Origin of the sequence: Stenotrophomonas indicatrix (genome assembly GCF_002750975.1) — a bacterium.
Taxonomy (GTDB): Bacteria; Pseudomonadota; Gammaproteobacteria; order Xanthomonadales; family Xanthomonadaceae; genus Stenotrophomonas; species Stenotrophomonas indicatrix.
Genome location: NZ_PEJS01000001.1, coordinates 3,036,934 through 3,055,011, shown reverse-complemented (window position 1 = coordinate 3,055,011; position 18,078 = coordinate 3,036,934). Strand labels below are relative to the sequence as shown.

The 18,078-nt window shown below is 66.9% G+C and carries 15 protein-coding genes and 1 pseudogene; 9 read left to right on the top strand and 7 right to left on the bottom strand.

The window, feature by feature from the left end:
• Positions 1-349: 349 nt before the first annotated feature.
• Both CR918_RS14145 and bioA read right to left on the bottom strand, forming a co-directional pair.
• Positions 350-1,087 carry a 16S rRNA (uracil(1498)-N(3))-methyltransferase gene (locus CR918_RS14145; RefSeq protein ID WP_032974971.1) on the bottom strand — a complete coding sequence of 246 codons (738 nt, stop codon included), beginning with the start codon at positions 1,085-1,087 and terminating at the stop codon, positions 350-352.
• Positions 1,078-2,469: an adenosylmethionine--8-amino-7-oxononanoate transaminase gene (gene bioA, locus CR918_RS14140; RefSeq protein WP_032952037.1), complete on the bottom strand. Its 1,392-nt coding sequence runs from the start codon at positions 2,467-2,469 to the stop codon at positions 1,078-1,080. Before bioA ends, CR918_RS14145 begins: the two co-directional genes overlap by 10 nt.
• Positions 2,470-2,546: 77 nt before the next feature.
• On the opposite strand from bioA, the gene nudE reads away from it, so the two are divergent.
• From nudE to CR918_RS14115, 5 genes are all read left to right on the top strand, one after another.
• Complete coding sequence (nudE, locus tag CR918_RS14135) at positions 2,547-3,110, top strand: ADP compounds hydrolase NudE (protein ID WP_025877762.1); 564 nt, start codon at positions 2,547-2,549, stop codon at positions 3,108-3,110.
• Positions 3,107-3,910, top strand: coding sequence for a 3'(2'),5'-bisphosphate nucleotidase CysQ (gene cysQ, locus CR918_RS14130; protein ID WP_025877764.1), 804 nt, complete (start codon positions 3,107-3,109; stop codon positions 3,908-3,910). The genes nudE and cysQ overlap by 4 nt, the downstream gene beginning before the upstream one ends.
• 14 nt (positions 3,911-3,924) lie before the next feature.
• On the top strand, positions 3,925-4,761 hold the full coding sequence (gene mazG / locus CR918_RS14125) for a nucleoside triphosphate pyrophosphohydrolase (RefSeq protein WP_099843368.1): 837 nt from the start codon (positions 3,925-3,927) through the stop codon (positions 4,759-4,761).
• A complete protein-coding gene (locus CR918_RS14120; RefSeq protein WP_032974968.1) occupies positions 4,758-5,084 on the top strand; it encodes a YnfA family protein in 327 nt (108 codons plus the stop codon). Before mazG ends, CR918_RS14120 begins: the two co-directional genes overlap by 4 nt.
• Before the next feature lie 93 nt (positions 5,085-5,177).
• Positions 5,178-5,480 carry an Mpo1-like protein gene (locus CR918_RS14115; RefSeq protein WP_032974966.1) on the top strand — a complete coding sequence of 101 codons (303 nt, stop codon included), beginning with the start codon at positions 5,178-5,180 and terminating at the stop codon, positions 5,478-5,480.
• A gap of 14 nt (positions 5,481-5,494) precedes the next feature.
• Here CR918_RS14115 and CR918_RS14110 read toward each other — a convergent pair whose 3' ends face one another.
• Genes CR918_RS14110 through CR918_RS14090 form a run of 5 tightly spaced genes read right to left on the bottom strand, consistent with a single transcriptional unit; the run spans position 5,495 to position 12,478 of the window.
• Positions 5,495-6,679, bottom strand: a complete 1,185-nt coding sequence (locus tag CR918_RS14110) for a GDSL-type esterase/lipase family protein (RefSeq protein ID WP_099843366.1) — start codon at positions 6,677-6,679, stop codon at positions 5,495-5,497.
• A 14-nt stretch (positions 6,680-6,693) separates the two neighbouring features.
• A complete protein-coding gene (locus CR918_RS14105) occupies positions 6,694-7,446 on the bottom strand; it encodes an SDR family NAD(P)-dependent oxidoreductase (RefSeq protein WP_025877770.1) in 753 nt (250 codons plus the stop codon).
• Positions 7,447-7,491: 45 nt separating this feature from the next.
• Positions 7,492-8,796 (bottom strand): MFS transporter, encoded by a 1,305-nt coding sequence (locus tag CR918_RS14100; protein ID WP_033831792.1) that lies wholly within the window; start codon positions 8,794-8,796, stop codon positions 7,492-7,494.
• Positions 8,793-11,042, bottom strand: a complete 2,250-nt coding sequence (locus CR918_RS14095) for an oligoalginate lyase (protein WP_080150480.1) — start codon at positions 11,040-11,042, stop codon at positions 8,793-8,795. The genes CR918_RS14100 and CR918_RS14095 overlap by 4 nt, the downstream gene beginning before the upstream one ends.
• Positions 11,039-12,478: a polysaccharide lyase 6 family protein gene (locus CR918_RS14090; RefSeq protein ID WP_099843364.1), complete on the bottom strand. Its 1,440-nt coding sequence runs from the start codon at positions 12,476-12,478 to the stop codon at positions 11,039-11,041. Before CR918_RS14090 ends, CR918_RS14095 begins: the two co-directional genes overlap by 4 nt.
• Positions 12,479-12,721: 243 nt before the next feature.
• On the opposite strand from CR918_RS14090, the gene CR918_RS14085 reads away from it, so the two are divergent.
• The 4 genes and pseudogenes from CR918_RS14085 to CR918_RS14070 all read left to right on the top strand — a co-directional run.
• Positions 12,722-15,613, top strand: coding sequence for a TonB-dependent receptor (locus tag CR918_RS14085; RefSeq protein ID WP_099843361.1), 2,892 nt, complete (start codon positions 12,722-12,724; stop codon positions 15,611-15,613).
• 102 nt (positions 15,614-15,715) lie between these two features.
• A complete protein-coding gene (locus CR918_RS14080) occupies positions 15,716-16,459 on the top strand; it encodes a FadR/GntR family transcriptional regulator (protein WP_025877780.1) in 744 nt (247 codons plus the stop codon).
• Positions 16,460-16,580: 121 nt separating this feature from the next.
• Positions 16,581-17,540: an SPFH domain-containing protein gene (locus CR918_RS14075; RefSeq protein WP_025877782.1), complete on the top strand. Its 960-nt coding sequence runs from the start codon at positions 16,581-16,583 to the stop codon at positions 17,538-17,540.
• A gap of 1 nt (position 17,541) precedes the next feature.
• Positions 17,542-17,946, top strand: a pseudogene (locus tag CR918_RS14070) (NfeD family protein); the annotation flags it as partial.
• Between the last annotated feature and the right edge of the window lie 132 nt (positions 17,947-18,078).

The following is an 18,078-nucleotide window of genomic DNA, read 5'->3' as shown; positions in this document are numbered from 1 at the left end:
ATGGCCCGGCGCTACCGCAGGCGTTCCGGATATCGGGTGGCGCCGGGCCATGCCCGGCGAGCGCAGCGGCCACCGGACCGGTAACGCCGAGCCATGCCCAGCGAGCGCAGCGGCCACCGGACCGGTAGCGCCGGGCCATGCCCGGCGAGCACAGCGGCCATCGGACCGGTAGCGCCGGTCCATGCCCGGCGAGCGCAGCGGCCATCGGACCGGTAGCGCCGGTCCATGCCCGGCGAGCGCAGCGGCCACCGGACCGGTAGCGCCGGTCCATGCCCGGCGAGCGCAGCGGCCACCGGACCGGTAGCGCCGGGCCATGCCCGGCGGGCGCAGCGGCCTCCGGACCGGAGCCTTACCCCAGATCGCCCAGCCGTGCCTGCAACGCTGCGATCGCGGCCAGGCCTGCGGTTTCCGTGCGCAGGATGCGAGGGCCCAACTGCAGGCCCTGGAAGCCTGCGGCGGCGAGCTGCTCACGGTCACGCGGCGACCAGCCACCTTCCGGGCCGATGGCGATCACCACGCCGCCGGCCGGCGCTGCCTGCAGTGTCGACAGCCGGTGCGCTCCCAGCGGGTCCAGGGTCAACCGCAACGTATCGGCGGGCAATGCCGCGCTGGCCTGTGCCAGCGACTGCGGCGGTCCTACCTGCGGAATGCGCGCACGACCGGACTGCCCGCAGGCCGACTGCACGACGTTGTTCCAGTGCGCCACGCGTTTTTCCGCGCGAGCTGCATCCAGCTTCACTTCGGTGCGCTCGGCATTCACCGGCACGATGGCGCTCACCCCCAGTTCGGTGGCCTTCTGCAGGATCAGGTCCATCTTCTCGCCGCGTGCAATGCCCTGCAGCAGGGTGATGGTCAGCGGCGACTCGTTGGCGATCACCTGCACCGCGTCGATGCGTACCTGTACCTCGCGTTTGCCGGCCATGGTCAGCGTCGCGGTGTAGTCATGGCCATCGCCGTTGAACAGCACGCAGGTGTCACCCTCGCGCAGGCGCATCACCCGTACCAGGTGGTTGGCCGTCTCTTCCGGCAGGGTCACGGTCTGGCCGCTGTGCAGCGCCAGGTCGATGGGGCAGCGGGTCACGCGCATGCAATCGCCTCGTCGATGGCGGCCAGCGTGGTATGCGCCAGCAGCTCCAGTTGTTCGTCGTCCACGCAGTACGGTGGCATCCAGTACAGCACGTTGCCCAGCGGGCGCAGCACCACGCCGCGCTTCAGCGCCGCCTTGTAGGCGTGCAGCCCCAGCCGCAGCGCCGGATCGAAGGGCGTGCGCTTGTCACCGTTGCGGGTCAGTTCGAAGGCCACCACCATTCCGGCCTGGCGCACATCGGCCACATGCGGATGGTCGGCAAACGGCGCAGCCAAGGTGCCCATCACCGAGGCGATGCCGCGATTGCGCGCGATCACATCGTCCTCGCCGAAGATGTCCAGCGTGGCCAGCGCCGCCGCACAGGCCAGCGGGTTGCCGGTATAGCTGTGGGAATGCAGGAAGGCACGTTCGCGCGAATCATCAAGGAAGGCGTCGTACAGCGCCTGCGTGGCCAGCACCGCAGCCAAGGGCAGGAAACCACCGGTCAGGCCCTTGGACAGGCACAGCAGGTCCGGCATCACCCCGGCCTGCTCGCAGGCGAACATCGTGCCGGTGCGGCCGAAGCCGGTGGCGATTTCGTCGGCGATCAGGAACGCTCCATGGGCATCACACAGTTCACGCACGCGCTGCAGATAGGCCGGATCGTGCATGCGCATGCCACCGGCACACTGCAGCCGTGGCTCCAGGATCACCGCGCAGATCTCGCCCGGATGCTGGTCGAACAGCGTGGCCAGGCCATCGGCGGCCTGGCGTGCGCGGTCGGCCGCACTCTGCCCGGGTTCGGCAAGGTAGGCGTCGGGCGAGGGCGCAAACAGGCCCTCGGCCAGCAGCGGCGCATAGACCCGGCGGTACAGCGGAATGTCGGCCAGTGCGAGGGCGCCCAGCGTCTCGCCGTGGTAGCCGTTTTCCAGCGAGACGAAGCGCGTGCGCCGGGTCTCACCGCGGTTCTGGAAATACTGGAAGGCCATCTTCAGCGCCACTTCGACGCCGGCCGAACCGTTGTCGGCGTAGAACACCTTGGCCAGTGGCGCGCGGCCGGGCTGGCGCGGCGCGAGGGCCAGCAGGCGCTCAGCCAGGGTGATCGCGGGCTCGTGGCCGAACCCGGCCAGCATCACCTGTTCCAGCTGTCCAGCCTGGGCGGCGATGGCAGCGCCGATGCGCGGCTCGGCATGGCCGAACAGGTTGGTCCACCAGCTGCTGACCGCATCCAGGTAGCGGTTGCCGTCGTGATCGATCAGCCAGGCGCCTTCGCCGCGGGCGATCGGCACCAGCGGCAACGTGTCCGGATGCTCGCGCATCTGCGTGCACGGGTGCCACAGGACCTTGAGGTCGCGTTGCCGCCAGTGCTGGACCAGCGGAGAGGGGGTTGGGTCTGCTAGCATTTCGGGCTCATGAACATGTTGCTGCCTGCACATTCTATCGGCCTCGGCGCACGCGCCGTCTGCCCCGGAGATTCCGCGTGAACGATGACCGCGCAAGGCGTCCTCTGCCGATCATCCATCGGATCACCGACGAGGAGAACGGGCCCTTCCAGCGCCAGCACCTGGACCTGGAGTTCTCCAACGGCGAACGCCGCCGCTTCGAACGCCTGGTCAGCCGTGGCCATGGCGCGGTGGTGGTGGTGCCGATGCTGGATGAAGAAACGGTGCTGCTGGTACGTGAATACGCGGCCGGCATGCACCGCTACGAGCTTGGCCTGGTGAAGGGCCGGATCGATGCCGGCGAAACGCCGGAGCAGGCCGCCGACCGTGAGCTGAAGGAAGAGGCCGGCTATGGCGCTCGGCGGGTTGACGTGCTGCGCGCGATGACCCTGGCGCCGACCTACATGAGCCATCAGTCCTGGCTGGTGGTCGCGCGCGACCTGTATCCGGAGAAGCTGGCCGGCGACGAGCCGGAGGAACTGGAAGTGGTGCCGTGGAAGCTGGCCGATCTGGACCAGTTGATGCTGCGCGAGGACTTTTCCGAAGGGCGTTCGCTGGCGGCGCTGTTCATTGCCCGCCAGTGGCTGCAGGGAGCACGATGATCAAGCTGACCACGGAACTGCGCGAAACCGCGATCGCCATCGCCCAGGAAGCCGGGCAGGCGATCATGCAGGTCTACAGCAACGGTTTCGATGTGACACTCAAGGACGACGACAGCCCGGTCACCGCTGCCGACCTTGCCGCCGACCGGGTGATCCAGCAGGGGCTGCGCCAGCTGACACCGGACCTGCCGATCCTGTCGGAGGAGTCGCCGCTGGTGCCCTGGGAGCAGCGTCAGCACTGGGGCGCGTACTGGCTGGTCGACCCGCTTGATGGCACCCGCGATTTCGTCAAGCGCAATGGCGAGTTCAGCGTCAACATCGCGCTGATCTACCAGGGCGCGCCGGCCTTCGGCGTGGTCCAGTCGCCGGTCACCGGCATTGTCTGGCACGCGATGCGAGGCGAGCTGGCGTATCGCCGGCAGGGTGTGCATGACACCGTGCTGCGTACCCGTACACCCGCGACTGCGCCCCTTCGCGTCGCCGCCAGCCGCTCGCATCGTTCAGCGGAGACGAATGCCTTGCTGGCCCGCATGGGCGACATCGAGACCGTGGTGCAGGGCTCTTCGCTGAAATTCTGCCGGATCGCCGAAGGCGGACTGGATGTCTATCCGCGGCTGGGCCCGACCTCCGAATGGGATACCGCTGCTGGCCAGTGCGTGCTGCACGCGGCCGGTGGCGCGGTGCTCTCGGTCGGGACCGGCAAGCCGTTCCGCTACAACCGCCGGCCGACGCTGTTGAACGGTGATTTCATGGCGCTGGGCGATACCAGCCTGCCGTGGCGGGACTGGTTGTCCGATTGATCCAGGAGAAACGCATGAGCACGCACGAAACCCCTGCCACCGGCAACGCCAGCGCGGAGCTGGAGCGCCTGCTGGCCATCATGGCGCGCCTGCGCGACCCGAAAGGTGGCTGTCCCTGGGACCTGGAACAGAACTTCGCCACCATCGCCCCCTATACGATTGAAGAAGCCTACGAAGTGGCCGACGCGATCGATCGGGGCGACCTCGACGACCTCTGCGATGAACTGGGTGACCTGCTGCTGCAGGTCGTGTTCCATGCGCGCATGGCTGAAGAACAGGGTGCGTTTGCCTTCGCCGAGGTCGCGCGCGCGATCAGCGACAAGATGCAGCGGCGGCACCCGCATGTGTTTGCCGATGTCAGCGTCGACGATGCCGACGGCGTGATGCGCAACTGGGACGCGATCAAGCGTGCCGAGCGCGCGGCAAAGGGCGATCAGGACACCTCGGCGCTGGCCGGGATCTCCCGTGGCCTGCCGGAATGGCAGCGGGCGGTGAAGCTGCAGTCGCGCGCGGCCAAGGTGGGGTTCGACTGGCCCGGTCCGCTGCCGGTACTGGACAAGGCGGCCGAGGAACTGCAGGAACTGCGCGAAGAGTTCGAACGCGGTGACATCGTGGGCAACAAGGCGCGCCTGCAGGAGGAACTGGGTGACCTGCTGTTCGTGTGCGCCAACCTGGCGCGCCATGCGGACGTCGATCTGGGTGCCGCGCTGCGTGGGGCCAACCACAAGTTCGAACGTCGCTTTCGTTCGATGGAGGCGCAGGCCGAGGCACAAGGCGATTCGCTGGCCGCACTCGATCTGGATGCGCAGGAAGCGCTCTGGCAGCACGCCAAGGCCACCGAAAAAGCGTGAAAACGCTCGGTCTGTTCCTGCTGACCGCGCTGGCCGAGATCATCGGCTGCTACCTGCCGTGGCTGTGGCTGCGCAAGGGTGGCAGTATCTGGCTGCTGTTGCCGGCGGCGGCCAGCCTGGCGTTGTTCGCCTGGCTGCTGACCCTGCACCCGACCGCCAGCGGACGCGTGTACGCAGCGTACGGTGGCGTGTACATCGGCACGGCGCTGTTCTGGCTGTGGCTGGTCGACGGCATCCGTCCCAGCCGTTGGGACATGCTGGGGGCTGCGCTTTGCCTGGCCGGCATGGCGGTGATCATGTTCGGGCCGCGGCAACCGGGGTAAGCCGGGCAGGTGTAGAGTCGAGCAATGCTCGACCGTTGTTGTGGCAACAACAGCCGGGCATGGCCCGGCACCTTCAACGAACGGAGCACGCGCATGTCCCGCTTCGCCAGCTTCCGCGAGTTCTATCCGTTCTACCTCAGCGAGCACCGCAACACGACATCACGACGCCTGCACTTCATCGGCAGCTGCGGCGTACTGCTGCTGGTCGCCATCGCCGCACTGCGCGGACAGCCGCTGCTGCTGTTGGCGGCATTGGCCTGCGGCTACGGCTTTGCCTGGGTCGGTCACTTCTTCTTCGAGAAGAACCGCCCTGCAACATTTCGTCATCCACTGTATTCGTTCATCGGTGACTGGGTGATGTTCGCCGACATCCTGCGTGGCAGGGTGAAGTGGTGATCTCGCCGTACGCCTCAACGCGCGTTGCAGCCCAGCGCCGCCAGGTTGATCGCGTCGGCCATGCGCCGGTAGCCCTCGTCGTTCGGGTGCAGATGATCGCGGGTGATGTCCGCCGGCAATGATTCCGGCTGTTTCGGATCACGCAGGGCCGCATCGAAATCCACCACGCCATCGAAGCCGGTGTCCTGGCCACGCGCCCACTGGTTGATCGCGGTGCGGGTGGTGGCCGATACCGGCTCGTAGCGCTCCGAATCGCCGAAAGGCGTCAATGTGCCGAGATGAGCGCGGATGCCATGCGCATGCAGCCGCGCGGCCACCTGACGGTACCCCAGCAGCATGTCCGTCGCGCTGCGTCCCGGCAGAGGCTGTGCACCGCCACCGTGGCGGATGTCATTGATGCCTTCGAACAGGATCACCTGGTCGGCGTCGGCCACTGCGATCACGTCGCGATCCAGCCGCGACAGCGCGCTGTGGCTGCGGCCGTGGTCCAGCAGCTTGTTGCCGCTGATGCCCTGGTTGAGCACCACGAAGCGGTCAGGGCACGCCTGCTGCAGGCGCTGGCCCAAGCGCTCGGGCCATTGGTTGAACGAGCCACGTGACGCCGTTGCGCCCTCGGTGATGGAATCACCCAGGGCCACGATCACCTGCGGCCGGTCCGCGCGCTGCACCAGTACCGCAGAGAACACGTTCTGCTGGTAGCCCACGCGCACGCTGTCGGCCACCGCGTCCTGCTTTCCGTTGGCCACCCGCACCACCGTACGGCGCACCGCGGGGCGGGTGGGCTGCGGGAAGTACGCGGTCACGCTGATCTCCTGCAGGGCGGCAACCCGCAAGGGCAGTGCATCACTGAGCAGCGCTGCGCCCACCGGTACGTCGATGGACGTGCGTCCATCGACGGTGACCGGCAGCGCTGCGGCCTTGCCATCCTTCAGGCGCACCCGTACGTCTTCCACATGCAGCGGCGTGGTGCCCAGTTCGTTGCTGATGCGCAGCCGCAGCGCATCGCCCCTGCTACCCAGGCGCATGTCCTGGCGCACGGTCTGCGCTGCGAACTGCACGGGGGCGTCAGCGCTGCCATCCTTGCGGTCAGGCGCGGGCGAAGCGGTCCAGGCGGTGACCCAGACCGGTGCGGCCAGCGCCACGGGGGCGGCCACGGCGGTGCCGATGGCCAGGGAAAGCAGGGTGATCCAGCGCTGCATGGGCTTCGGTCCGGTCAGGAGAAGTAGGTGCCGCCGTTGACGTCCAGATTGGCACCGGTGATGAACGCTGCCGCTGCCGACGCCAGGTAGACCGCCGCATCGGCGGCTTCGTCCGGCAGGCCCTGGCGACGCAGCGGCGTCGCGCCGGCCACCGCCGTACGCACTTCCGGTTTGGTGAATTCGTCATGGAAGCGGGTGGCGATCATGCCGCAGCACAGTGCGTTGACGCGGATACCCTTCGGCCCCAGCTCCTTGGCCATGGCCCGGGTGAAGGTCATCACAGCCGCCTTGGCAGTGGCATAGATCGCCGCACCAGGGCCTCCGCCATCACGACCGGCCTGCGAGGCGAAGTTCACGATCGCCGCGCCTTCGCCCATGTGCGGTACCACGGCGTGGGTGGTCAGGTAGGTGGAGGTCAGGTTGAGGTCGATGACCTTGTGGAAGAACGCCGGGTCGATGTCGGCCAGCGGACGACGCTCGACCATGCCGCCGGCCACGTTCACCAACACGTCGATGCGCTGGCCGAATGCAGCCTGCGTTGCTGCGACCAGGCCGGCCACGGCGGCGGGATCGGTGACGTCGGCGCGGTGGGCGATGGCCTGGCCGCCGGCCGCCTTGATCAGCGCCAGCGTCTCCTGCGCGCTGGCTTCGTCGTTGGCGTAGTTGAGGCAGACGCGTGCACCGGCCGCAGCCAGCTTGATCGAGACGGCACGGCCGATATCACGGCCACCACCGGTGACGATGGCCACCTTGTCCTGGAACGACATGCGGGAAACTCCTTGGTTTGCGGGGGAATGCGAGGGAATGGGGGCTCAACCGTCGGTGCGGTCGAGCTTGTGGATCGGTCCGGTCCACCACCACAGTGCGGCCAGCGACAGCGGCACCAGTGCGGCGACGAGGATGAAGATCGGTGCATAGGAATGGCGGGTCAGCACCGGCACCAGCCAGGTGGTGATCAACGTTCCGGCCACCGCGGCCAGGCCGCCGAGACCGGCCAGCGTGCCCACCGAGCGGCCATCGAACAGATCGCCGGGCAGGGTCTGGATGTTGCCGATGGCGATCTGGAAACCGAACAGCACTGCTGCAATCGCCAGCACCGCAAACAGCGGCTGGTTGGCCAGTACCGCGCCCAGCAGGGCCGGTGCCATGATCACGCAGCCCAGCGAAATCGACAGCTTGCGCGCACGGTCCACGCTCTGGCCGGCATTGATCAGGCGCCCCGACAGCCAGCCGCCGCTCAGGCTGCCGAGCATGGCGCCGACGAAGGGCACCCAGGCGAACAGGCCGATCTGCTTGATGTCGAAGCCGAAGGTCTCGGCCAGATAGATCGGCAGCCACGACACGAACAGCCACCAGATCGGATCCAGCAGGAAACGGCAGGCGAGCATGCCCCAGCTCTGCCGGTGGGCCAGCAGCGAACGCACGCTGACCTTCGGTGCATCCACGCGTTGCTGGCCAGCCTGGTCTTCCATGATCAGGCGCCGCTCGGCGTCACTCACCCACGGATGCTTGTCCGGGCCGGCGCGATAGACGAACAGCCATGGCAGCAGCCACAGGAAGCCAAGTGCACCGACCAGCACGAAGGTGCCGCGCCAGCCAAGCCACAGGTACAGGCCGGCGATGGCCGGTGCCGAAACGATGGCACCGATGGACGCGCCCGCGTTGAAGATGCCCTGTGCGAGGGCACGCTCACGCGCGGGGAACCACTCGGCATTGGCTTTCACCGCGCCGGGCCAGGCACCGGCTTCGCTGATGCCCAGCATCGCCCGCACCACGCTGAAGGAGAGCATGGAGTGGGTGACCGAATGCAGCGCGATCGAGATCGACCACACACTGATCGACAACGCGAACCCCAGCCGCGTCCCGATCATGTCGAACAGGCGCCCGAACAGGAACTGGCCGGCGGCATAGAACAGCATGAACACGGTCACCAGCAGTGCGTAATCGTCCTTGGTCGCGCCGACTTCCCTGGCGATCTCCGGCCACATCACCGCCAGTGCATTGCGGTCGATGTAGTTGATCACCGTGGCCACCGCGATCAGGCCGACGATCAGCCAGCGCACGGCCGAGCGCACCGGCACCTTGCGCAGCGTGGCCACGGCCGAGGGGCCGTTCATCGTGCCTCACCCTTGCTGCGGTCCATGCGCGCATGGCTGCCGCTCCAGCGGTAGGCATGGCCATCCACCGTCACGCTGTGTTCGCCCTTCGCGTCGCTGTCGTCGGCCACGCCGAGTGCGATGCGGGCGCCGCTGGCCAGGCGCAGCTCGAGCACCTCGGCATCATTGCCGCGGGTGCGGATGATCTGCTTGATGCGGCTGTCGGCACCGTGCACGTACTCGGCGGTGCCGTTGTACTCGCCATGCGGCTCCAGAACGCTGAAGAAGGTCACATCCTTCTGTCCTTCCACGCGCTGCAGCAGCGCCGGTTCGCGGCGCAGGTTGAACTCGGGATCATTGGCACCGCTCTCCACCAGCAACGCCTGCGCCGGCGCGCTGCTGCCGAAGCGGTAGGTGTAGAAGCGTCCGTCGAGCAGCCACGCCAGCGTGCGCGGCTCACTGCCGGCCTTGCTGCGTGCGTCCAGCCACAGGTGCTGGTAGCCGTTGTCGCTGCCGAGCACCGGGCGCTGGGCGGGGAAATGCTCGGCCTCGAAACCGGTGGTGACGATATGGCCGTTGAAGTGCAGCGGCAGGTCGTAGCGTGCAGCCTTGTCGCCGTGCACCTGCAGCAGGTCCAGCACCACCGGCAGGCCCAGTTCGGGGTGGCGCAGCAGTGCCTGGGTGCGGGTGAACACCACGCCCGGATAGGCATCGCGCATCGTCGCCGAGGCGATCTGGGTATCTGCGTCGGCCTGGAAGAAGCGCACCTGCGGGGCGAGTTCCTCACCGCGCTTCCAGTCGCCCTTGAAGTGGCTCTGCTCGTTCACCACCAGCGTGTTGTGGGCCACGGTCTGCTTGGCCCAGCTGCGGTTCTCGGCCAGATAGATGCCACCGCGCTTGGCTTCCACGTTGAGGAAGCGCGCCGCGCCGTAGTCGGTCACCACGGCGTTGCCATTGTCGTAGAACAGCCAGTTGAGCTTGTCGAAGTGGCCGTGGCCCATGCCCTGCATGGTGTCCTTCTGCACCAGCGCCTGGCCGCGTTCGCCGCCCATGCGCAGGATCGCCAGGCCGCCGCGTTCACCGTCCGGGCCGTCGCGCAGCAGCATCGGCCGGTAGTCGAACGGTTTGGCTTTGTTGGCTGCCAACGCCTGCGCCACCTGCAGCCCTTCCGGCGACAGCAGCAGGCGTTTCTGCTGCTGGGCGACCGACAGCAGACGGTCATCGCCGGCCTGCGCATAGGCGATGCCGATGCCAGCCACCAGCTCTTCGGTATCGATGCCCTTGTCCAGGATCGCATCGTTGATCGGGAAGAACAGGCCGTCGTAGCTGGTCTGCACCAGCACGTCCACCGCCTTCAGCAGCACGCCGTCGCGGCGCGCGAAGATCTTCCGCTGCGGCTCGTTGCGTTCGATCGCGTTGGCAAACAGCAGGAACGGCGCCAGCGCATAGCGCTGGTAGTAGGGGCCTTCCTCGTAATAGCCATCGGGCGAGAACAGCAGGTCGATCTGCCGCAGGAAACCGAACTGGTCATCCTTGCGGCTGCCGCGCAGCGATTTCTCCACCAGTTCGCGATCACGCAGCACGTAGCCGGTCATGCCGGTGGCAGCCACCGCCCAGGTCGCGTGGTTGTGGATCTGGTCGTAGTTCTTCGGCTCGCTGGCCAGGAACTCGGCCATCGGCCGGAACACCTGCGATTCGATGGTCTGCCGATCCTGCGGCGACAGCGCATCGCGGATCGCGTCGTAGCCCTGGATGGCATTGACCAGCCAGACCGAATCGTTGAGCACCTGCCAGAACACCCGGCCGGGAATCTGCCCGCGTCCTTCCGGATGCGGGCCGAGGGTCGGGTAGAGCTTGGCGTACTGCAGCAGCATGTCGCGCGAATAGGCGACATAGGCCTTGTCGCCGGTCAGCCGGTACAGGGTGCCGGCGGCCAGCAGGGCCTGGTAGTTGCGCTTGTGCTGCTCATGGGTGCGACCGCCGCCCTTGTCCTTCGGCACCGGCACGTCGATGCCGGCCTTCATCATCTTCTGCAGCGATTTCTGCGTACGCGCCTGTTCCTTGGCGAACCACGGATAGCGGCTGCCTTCGCTGGCCATCTGCTGCCACTGCGCGGCGGTCACCAGTACCGGCGCGGTATCGCCTTGTCGCGCGGCTGCGGCAGGTGCCGCATGCAGCGGTGCCGTCGGCAACAGGGTGAAGGGAGCGGCCAGGGCGAGGGCGAGCGCCAGACGGTGGGAACAAAGGGACAGCGGCTGCAACCTCATCGATCAACTCCGGTGCTGGTGCGTGACAGGGCAACCTCGCCCACCTTGGGATACCAGTCCACCCCCGTCTGTTCGCGCGGGGTCATTGCCAGCGCCGGATCGGCGCCGAGGGTGGGCAGGGGCGTTGCCGGCACCCACAGGCTGCTGGCGGCCTGCTGCAGGGTAATGCTGGCGCTGCTCACCCCGCCCGGGAACACGCTGCTGGCCTGCGGCGACTGCACGTTGTTGCTGAAGGCGATACCGGCCAGCGAACTGGCCGCATTCGGTGGATTCTTGCTGGTGCGGTTGACGATCAGGTTGCCGCTGAAGTGGCTGTTGCTGGCGGCGACCACGATGCCCTTGGTTTCGTCATGGCCCACACCGAAGCTGATCTTCGCCACGTCGACGAAGGTGTTGCGGCTGATGGTCGCGTTGACCACCGGCGCGTAGCCGGACAACGGCGGATTGGCCTGTGCATCCATCACCGCCAGTGCCGAGCGGTTGCTGGAGCCGGCCAGCCGTTCGAAGTAGTTGTTGCTGACGGTCTGGTCGGCATTGATGATGCGCACGCCGCCGGTGCCGGCCTTGTCGTCGCCGAGGAAGAGGTTGTCGACCACCCGGTTGCCGTTGCCATGGCGCAGGGTCAGCGCGCCGGCCGAACGATAGAACACGTTGCCGCGGAAGGTATTGCCGCCGGACTTGTTGGAGACGATCTCGGTCTCGCCATCGCAGCCCTCGAACCAGTTGTTCTCCACCGTGCTGTTGGAATCGCTCAGCGAGGTGTCGCTGGTGCCTACACGGATCGTCTCTCCGCCATTGACGCCCAGCGCTGGCCGCGGGCCGAACCAGTTGTGGTCGATGCGGTGCTGGTTGTCCAGGCCCTGGGTGGCATCGCGCACCACCACCACCGTCGGGCCAGCGTTGGTCTTGCCGCGCAGCTGGCTGTGGTCGAGGCGGTTGTTGCTGCCATACAGCGACACCCAGTAGTCCTGGTCGCTGCCATCGGGGTTGCTGTAGTCATCGATGACCAGGCCGGTGACGCGGCTGTGGCTGGCCACTGCCTTGCTCGACTCGCGGAACGCCACCACGGCGTCGCCCGGGGTGTAGCCGTTGCGGAATACCAGGTTGGAGACCTGCAGGTAGCTGCCGGCCAGGCGCAGGTCCGACCCCCCGCTGAGGATCACCTTGCCCGGCGTCTGCGCGCGCAGCACGATCGGTGCGGCGGTGGTGCCCTGGCCCTTCAGCAGCAGGCGCGCATCGGTCCAGGTGCCATCGGCCAGCACGATTTCATCGCCGGGTTGCAGTGCGGCAGCGGCGGTGGCGAACTCGGCGGCATCATGGACCAGCCAGCTTGCAGCATTCGCCGGAAAACTGGTCAGGCAGGTTGCCAGTCCAATCGCCAGGCAATATCCAAGGGTGGGTTTCGAAAGGCGGTGCGAAGTCGGTTGAATGCGCATGAAGTCCTTCCAGAGACGGCGATGCCGCGGTTTCGGAGTGGGTGTGCATACCACTTGGTAGGTGTGTTGTAAGCCACGTTGCGCGCAAAGTCATGCTGCATCAGCACATGAAATGCTGGGCAACCGGTCTGAATCAAAGGTATTACGAAAAATCCAGTCCAGTTGGTTGACATTTCTGTGTCGGCGTGTCGAAGCTGCGTCCCACGCCTACCGTCCGGGCGATCCTTTGGGAGGAGGAAAACCATGCGGCAACCAGCCGGAGTTGTACGTCGTACATCGTTGTCACCCACACCGCTGATCGTGGCACTGCTCGCTGCGTTGGCGGCTTCACCGGCCGTGCAGGCGCAGTCTGCCGGCAGCGGTTCCGGGCAGGACGCCACCACCCTGGACCAGGTCCAGGTCACCGGTATCCGCGAATCGATGCAGAGCTCGATCAACAAGAAGCGCGAAGACACGGTGATCGCCGATGTGTTGTCGGCCGATGACATCGGCGACCTGCCCGCGCCATCGCTGGCCGATGCGATCGAAACGCTGACCGGTGCCGCCTCGACCCGCGACAAGACCGGCGCGTCGGAAATCTCGATCCGTGGTCTCGGCGCCTTCCTCAGCAGCACCAACTTCAACGGCCGCGAGATCACCAACGGCAGCGGCGACCGTTCGGTGAACTTCAACATGTTCCCGGCCGAGCTGATCAATACGGTGGCGATCTACAAGACCCAGCGTGCCGACATCATCGAAGGCGGTGTCGCCGGCACCATCGGGCTGGAAACGGTCAAGCCGCTGGAGTACGGCAAGCGCTCGGCGCAGATCGATCTGCGCGGCAGCTGGGCCGAGTATGACAAGAAGTACCGCGACGACGATGGCATCGGCTATCGCGGTACCGCCAGCTACATCGACCAGTTCGAATTCGGCAACGGCCAGAAGCTCGGCATCTCGCTGGGCATCCAGCGGCTGGAGGGCACCGATCCGGAGGAGAGCATCACCAGCGGCTCCACCTGGTATGCCTGCGATGGCAGGCAGAACGTGGCCAATGCCAACTGCAATGAAGTCAGCGCCCAGGCCATCGCCAACGGCGCGCCGTACTACCTGGTGCCGAGCAGCCGCATCTATCGCCTGAAGCAGGAACGCAATGACCGCCAGAGCGAATTCGCGGCGATCCAATGGCGGCCCAACGACGTGGTCGAGGTCAACCTCGATTTCGAACATACCGAGCGCAACTGGGACGAGGACCGCAGCGACCTGAGCCTGTCCAACGCACGTCGCGGCATCACCCAGCGTGACGTGGACGAGGACGGCATCGTCCGTCACCTGCATGGCAGCACCTCCATCGATTCAACCTCCAACCGCTATTGGCGCGGCGAGGAGTACACCGGTGGTGGCCTGAACCTGATCCTGCGTCCGAGCCCGGCCTGGGAGCTGTCCACCGATCTTTCCTATTCGCATACCAACCGCCTGGACAGCGAGCGCATGACCCGACTGCGCGCCAACCAGCGCGACGTCAACAACGCCATCGTGCCGGGCATCAGCAGCGGCGCCACCGGCTATGTCGACTACGACTGGGACTGGCATGGCGAGGTGCCGAGCGTGGCGCTGGCGCCGAACTTCGACCCGAACAACTGGGATGCCTACACCGGTGCAGCGCGGGTGACCTCCAGCGCGACCGAGAACGACCACAAGATCAAGGCCGGCCGCTTCGATGCCAGCTTCATGCCCGAGTCCGGTTTCTTCACCCGCATCAAGGGCGGCGTGCGCGCCAGCCAGGCCGACTACCGCCTGCGCGACAACACCCTGGTGACCGACTACGACCAGCGCGTAGCAGCCGACAAGGCGAAGATCATTGCCGCCAACCGTGCCTGCCGTGCACCGTTCCCGCAGGACGACTTCATGGATGCGGCCAGCGGCAATACGATCTCCTCGTGGGCGTACTTCGATCCCAGCTGCCTCTACGAGTCCTTCCGCGGCACCAGCGACAGTGGCCTGGACCCGGACTTCCAGGACCCGAACAACGTCGATGTGACCGAGAAAACCCGCGCGCTGTACCTGATGGGTGAATTCAGCAGCACGCTGTTCGGCCTGCCGGTCACCGGCAATGTCGGCCTGCGCTGGGTCAAGACCGACGTGCGTTCGGAAGGCGTGCGCACCGACCTGGCGGTCATCGACAACGGCGACGGCACGATCCGCCTGCAACCCACTGGTGATTTCACCACCCAGGTGTTCAAGGCGGGCAACGACAAGCTGCTGCCAAGCCTGAATGCCGCGTTCGAGCTGAAGCCGGACCTGTTGCTGCGGGTGGGCGCGTATCGGGCGATGTCACGCCCGGACATCGCCGCACTCGGTGCCGGGCGAACCATCAATGTCAGCAGCGATGCCACCTATACCGGCCTGGCCGACGCGCTGGACGACATCAGTGCCAGCGGCAATCCGGCTGCGCAGCCGCTGATGTCCTGGAACGGCGATGTCTCGCTTGAGTGGTATGCGAACCCGGATACGCTGCTGGCCGGTGCGGTGTACTGGAAGCAGTTCAACGGCGGCACCGCTACCGCGCTGGTGCCGGAGACCTACACCCTCAACGGACAGACGGTGACCGTGCCGGTGCGCCAGCAGGTGACCACCGATGAAGACAGCACCCTGACCGGTATCGAGCTCAGTGCCACCCACCGGTTCTCGTACCTGCCCAAGCCGTTCGATGGCCTCGGCTTCAAGGTCAGCTACAACTATGCCGACGCCGACTACCAGACGCAGGATTCGCGGTTGGGCGAGCAGTTGGCCGCCGATGGATCGATCATTCCGGCCATCGTTCCGCCGGCCGGCCTGAGCGGCTTCTCGCGGCATGTGCTGTCCGGTTCCCTCTACTGGGATGTGGGCCGCTTCAACATCCAGGCCATCGGCAAGTTCCGTTCGCACTATTACCAGGACTTCACCGGCAACACGGCGCAGCAGAACCGCTACTACGATGACAACACCAGCGTCGACCTGCGCTTGCGTTACCGGGTGAACAAGCAGCTGTCGCTGTCGCTGGAACTGATGAACCTGACCGACGAGCCACGCGTGGCGTACCAGCCGCTTTACGGGAATTTCCGCGAGGTGGTGAGCTACGGGCGGCGCGCGTATTTCGGTGTACGATACAAGTTCTGAACAGGGCGGCGCGGCCAATGGTCGCGCCGTCGCTCCAACCGGACCCGCACCGTGCCCGGTGGCCGGGGACGGGCCCGGAGGGAACCGCCAAGGGTCAGCCGCATGTCCGCCAACCGTCTCTACCAGACCATCGCCGCCAAGCTCCGCAAGCTGATCGAGGATGGCGAATATCCGTCGGGTTCGCGCCTGCCGGGCGAACGTGAACTTGCCGAACGCTTCGGCGTCAGCCGGGTCACCATCCGTGAGGCGGAAATCGCCCTGGAAGCGCAGGGCTGGATCGCGATCCGTATCGGTTCGGGCGTCTATGTGAAGCCGCGCCCGGCCCAGGCTGCCGGCGGGCTGCCCGATATCAGCGCCTTCGACCTGACCGCGGCGCGTGCCGTGTTCGAAGCGGAAGCTGCAGCGCTGGCGGCAAGCAATATCGATGAGGCCGGCATCGCCGAGCTGCAGGTGCTGGCTGAAGCGCTGTGCCGTCGTGACCTTACCGATGAAGAGGCCGGCGACTACGACCGCCGCTTCCACCTGGCCATCGCCCGCCTGTCGGGCAACCCGGTGGTCGAGTATTTCGTGCAGCAGATCTGGCGCATGCGCAGCGAGCTGCCGCGGGTGACCGAGGTCTACGCACGGGTGTGCCATGACGATGGTGCCAGCCGCGCCGACGAGCACATGGCGATCTTCGAGGGGCTGCGCGCGCGCGATCCCGTCGCTGCACGCAATGCGATGCGCCATCACTTCCAGCGCCTGTTCGAGGCGATGCTGGAGGCGACCGAAAGCCAGGCGCTGGCCGAGATCCGCCGGCAGACCCAGCAGGACCGCGAGCGCTTCCTGGCCACGACCCGGATCTGACCGGGTTTATCCTGCAGCGCCGGGCCACGCCCGGCTGCTTTCGGCTGGAACGTGCGGTACCCGCATCGCCTGCATCCACGCGCTATGCTGGGCTCCGGACGTCTCCCATAAGGAAAGCGCGATGTTCCCGACCATGTTCTTCAGCGCGGTGCTGGCCTTCGTGGCCGTGGTCATCCTGTTCAAGGCAGTGCGGATGGTGCCACAGGGCTATGAATGGACCGTCGAGCGGTTCGGCCGTTACACCCACACCATGTCGCCCGGCCTGCATTTCCTGATCCCGATCGTCTACGGGGTGGGGCGCAAGGTGAACATGATGGAACAGGTGCTGGACGTGCCCGGCCAGGAAGTGATCACCAAGGACAACGCCGCCGTGCGCGTCGATGGCGTGGTGTTCTTCCAGGTACTGGACGCGGCCAAGGCCGCCTACGAGGTATCGGTGCTGGAAGTGGCGATGATCGCCCTGGTGCAGACCAACATCCGTACCGTGATCGGCTCGATGGACCTGGATGAATCGCTCAGCCAGCGCGAGGTGATCAACGCCAAGCTGCTCAGCGTGGTCGATCATGCGACCAACCCGTGGGGCGTGAAGGTCAACCGCATCGAGATCCGCGACATCCAGCCGCCGCGCGACCTGCTCGATGCGATGGCACGGCAGATGAAGGCCGAGCGCGAGAAGCGCGCGCAGATCCTCGAGGCGGAAGGTTCGCGGCAGTCCGAGATCCTGCGTGCCGAAGGCGAGAAGCAGGCCACGGTGCTGGAAGCGGAGGGGCGGCGCGAGGCCGCATTCCGCGACGCCGAAGCGCGCGAGCGCCTGGCCGAAGCCGAAGCCAAGGCGACCCAGGTGGTGTCGGCGGCGATCGCCGACGGCGACGTCCAGGCCATCAACTACTTCATCGCCCAGAAGTATGTGGAAGCGTTCAAGGAACTGGCCACGTCGCCGAACCAGAAGCTGGTGCTGATGCCGATGGAGGCCAGCGGAGTGATTGGTTCGATCGCCGGCGTGGCCGAGCTGGCCAAGCAGGCCCTGTCCAACCAGGAAACCCGGCCGCCGGCAAAGCGGCCGCCACCGATCGGAGGCTGACATGCGCTGGGAAGTCGTTGCCTGGGGTGCGTTGGCCTTGCTGCTGTTCGCCGCCGAAGCGCTGGCGCCCGGCGCGTTCATGCTGTGGATCGGCATCGGTGCGGCGGCGGTGTTCGCGCTGGTAGCGGTGTTCGCCGATATCCCGGTGCTGTGGCAGGTGGTCGCTTTAGTGGTGCTGAGCGTGCTGTCGATCCAGTGCTACCGGCACTGGGGCAAGCCGCGTGCGCGGCAGAGCGACGCGCCGCTGCTGAACCGCCGCGCTGAACAACTGGTCGGGCGGGTGGTGCCCTTGCAGCAGGCCATCGTTGCCGGACAGGGCAGGGTCAGCATCGACGACGCGTCGTGGCAGGTGGGTGGGCCGGAGTTGCCGGCCGGCACGCTGGTTCGGGTGGTGGCGGTGCAGGGGGGGGCGGGGGGGGGGGGGGGGGGGCGGGGGGCGGCGGGGGGGGGGGCGGCCGGGGGGGGGGGGGGGGGGGGGGGGGGGGGGGGGGGGGGGGGGGGGGGGGGGGGGGGCGGGGGGGCGCCGCAAGTACGTCCT